The organism is Streptomyces lunalinharesii (assembly GCF_039532155.1).
Taxonomy (GTDB): domain Bacteria; phylum Actinomycetota; class Actinomycetes; order Streptomycetales; family Streptomycetaceae; genus Streptomyces; species Streptomyces lunalinharesii.
This window is the reverse complement of sequence record NZ_BAAARK010000097.1, coordinates 1-2,613: the sequence shown is the minus strand read 5'-3', so window position 1 is coordinate 2,613 and position 2,613 is coordinate 1. Positions and strand designations below refer to the sequence as shown.

1 protein-coding gene is annotated in these 2,613 nt (G+C 69.6%); it reads left to right on the top strand.

The window, feature by feature from the left end; genetic code table 11:
- The coding region (locus tag ABD385_RS41040) for a type I polyketide synthase (RefSeq protein WP_344585356.1) at positions 1-2,613 on the top strand (2,613 nt) is incomplete at both ends.

Below are 2,613 nucleotides of genomic sequence, written 5' to 3'. Positions count from 1 at the left end.
AGGCGGTTGAGCGGGCGGGTATTGACCCGTTGAGTTTGCGGGGTAGTGCGACGGGTGTGTTCGCCGGTGTGATGTACGGGGACTACGGGAGCATCCTGGGCGGCAAGGAGTTCGAGGGGTTCCAGGGCCAGGGCAGCGCCGGCAGCGTCGCCTCCGGCCGCGTCTCCTACACCCTCGGTCTCGAAGGCCCGGCCGTCACGGTCGACACCGCCTGTTCTTCCTCCCTGGTCGCCCTGCACCTCGCGGCGCAAGCCCTCCGAGCCGGCGAGTGCACCCTCGCACTGGCCGGTGGTGTGACGGTGATGTCCACCCCAGGCACGTTCGTGGAGTTCTCGCGCCAACGCGGCCTCGCCCCCGACGGCCGTTCCAAGGCATTCGCCGAGGCAGCGGACGGCGTCGGCTGGTCCGAGGGCGTGGGCATGCTGGTGCTGGAGCGTCAGTCGGATGCGGTCCGCAACGGTCACGAGATCCTGGCGGTGGTGCGGGGTTCGGCGGTCAACCAGGACGGTGCGTCGAACGGTCTGACCGCCCCGAACGGTCCGTCCCAGCAGCGTGTCATCCGCCAGGCACTCGCCAGCGGCGGCCTGTCTCCCCTCGACGTGGATGTGGTCGAGGCACACGGCACCGGCACCACCCTCGGCGACCCGATCGAGGCGCAGGCGCTCCTCGCGACGTACGGCCGTGACCGTGACGCCGACCAGCCGTTGTGGCTCGGTTCGATCAAGTCCAACATCGGGCACACGCAGGCCGCGGCCGGCGTGGCGGGCGTCATCAAGATGGTGCTGGCGATGCGGCACGGCACGCTGCCGCGGACCCTGCACGTCGACGCCCCGTCCTCGCACGTCGACTGGAGTGCGGGCGCGGTCGAGCTGCTGACGGACGAGACGGCGTGGCCGGAGGCGGGCCGGGCCCGGCGCGCCGGCGTCTCCTCGTTCGGCATCAGCGGCACCAACGCCCACGTCATCCTCGAACAGCCGACGGGTCAGCAGCACGCAGCACCGGCGAAGGCCCAGGTGCGGGTCCCCGTGGTGCCGTGGGTGCTGTCCGGCAAGTCGCCGGAAGCCCTGCGCGGTCAGGCAGCCCGCCTGCGGGCCTTCCTGGCGGAGCGCCCCGGAACGCGCCCGATCGACGTCGCCCACTCGCTGGCGACGACCCGTTCCACGTTCGACCACCGTGCGGTCGTACTTGTCGGCGACGCGACGGATCCCGTTGACGCCCTGGACGCCCTGGACGCGCTGGCATGCGGCGTACCGGACCCGACCGTCGTCTCCGACTCGGTGTCCGCCGGTGGTTCGGCCGTACTGTTCTCGGGTCAGGGGTCCCAACGTCTCGGTATGGGGCGTGAGTTGTACGGCCGGCTCCCGGTGTTCGCGCAGGCGTTGGACGAGGTCGTCGACGGTCTGGATGCCGAGCTGTCGTCGGAGATCGGGTTGCGGGAGGTGATGTGGGGCGATGATGCTGACCGGTTGAACGAGACAGGTTGGGCGCAGCCCGCACTGTTCGCCGTGGAAGTAGCCCTCTTCCGACTCGTGGAGAGTTGGGACGTACGACCGGACTTCGTCGCCGGCCACTCCATCGGTGAGATCGCCGCGGCGCACGTCGCGGGTGTGCTGTCACTCGCGGATGCCTGCCGCCTGGTCGCGGCGCGCGCCCGACTGATGCAGGCGCTTCCGCCAGGCGGCGCGATGATCGCCATCCAGGCGACGGAGGACGAGGTCCTCCCGCTCCTCTCCCACGACCTGGCGATCGCCGCCATCAACGGGCCCACTGCCATCGTCCTCTCCGGCAGCGAAAGCGCGGCCCTCGCGGCGGCGGAGCGGCTCGCGGCGGACGGTCGCAAGACGACCCGGCTGCGGGTTTCGCACGCATTCCACTCGCCGTTGATGGAACCGATGTTGGACGACTTCCGCACCGTCGCGGAAGGACTGTCCTACGCGGCGCCCACCCTCCCCGTGGTGTCGAACCTGACGGGTGAACTGGCCGCACCTGAAGAACTGGGCTCCGCCGACTACTGGGTGCGGCACGTCCGCGAGGCGGTCCGCTTCGCCGACGGCATCCGCACCCTCGCCGACCGTGGTGCCACCACCTTCCTCGAACTCGGCCCGGACGGCGTCCTCTCCGCCATGGCAGGGCAGACCCTCGACGACGATGCCATCAGCACGATCCCCCTCCTCCGCAAGGACCGTGGCGAGGAGCCCGCAGCCGTGACGGCCCGGGCCCGCCTGCACGCGCGTGGCCTCACCAACGACTGGCAGGACTTCTTCGCCGGCACGGATCCGCAGCGGACCGATCTGCCGACGTATGCGTTCCAGCGTGAGTGGTTCTGGCCGGTGGGTCGGGCTGGTGGTGTTGGTGATGTTCGTGCTGTGGGGCTTGGTGTGACGGAGCATGCGTTGTTGGGTGCTTTGGTGGAATTGGCGGTTGGTGAGGGGGTGTTGTTCACTGGTCGGTTGTCTGTGCAGTCTCTGCCGTGGTTGGCGGATCATGTGGTGTTGGGTCGGGTGGTTGTGGCTGGGGCTGCGTTGTTGGAGATGGTGTTGTGTGCGGGGGATGGGGTGGGTTGTGATCGGGTGGAGGAGCTGACGTTGGCTGCTCCGTTGGTGTTGCCTGAGG